Genomic DNA, 593 nt, shown 5'->3' on the forward strand with positions numbered 1-593 from the left:
TCATTACGATAGGCCGCTCATGTGGGCCTGGCGAGGTTGCCGAGCTTGACGAGGTTGTGGGCGGTGCAGACGATCGCCCATTCGGCCCCCACGTTAGCCAGGCCTCGGAACAGGAACTGGTGGAAGCCGCGGGCCTGCTTGATCTGTCCGAACACCGCCTCGACGATCTGCTTTCGCAGTCGGTAGGGGGTCTCGAAGCCGCCGTCGGCGATCTTTTTTCTCATCGCCTGTGTCAACGGTCCGCCGATCTTGCCGTTGTCGGCGGTCGGGCGCTTGGCGCGGCCGGTGGCGATGTAGCCATCGATCCCACGCAGATCGAGGCTCGCGAGGTTGACCTCGCTCAGATAGCCGCTGTCGGCGGAAGCTTGTTCCGGTTTGCGGCCGAGATTGGCTTGGATGCCATCGACCAGCGGCACCAACTGGCCATGGTCGCTCGTGCTCGGCGTCAGGGCGTGTGCAACGATGATCTGCGCTTTGCCGTCGACGGCCGCCTGCGCGTTATAGCCTTGGATGAAGCCATCCTTGGTTTTGAGAATGCGGCTTTCAGGATCGGTGAAGTTGCGCTGTGCCTTTGGGGCAGGCGCGTCGGATGG

Annotated in this window: 1 protein-coding gene; it reads right to left on the reverse strand. The window is 63.1% G+C overall.

The window, feature by feature from the left end; genetic code table 11:
- Positions 1-17: 17 nt before the first annotated feature.
- Positions 18-593 (reverse strand): transposase (locus AC5ZGW_RS46780; RefSeq protein WP_496114217.1); only part of this gene is annotated, 576 nt, incomplete at its 5' end.

The organism is Bradyrhizobium sp. Crot121 (assembly GCF_059512385.1).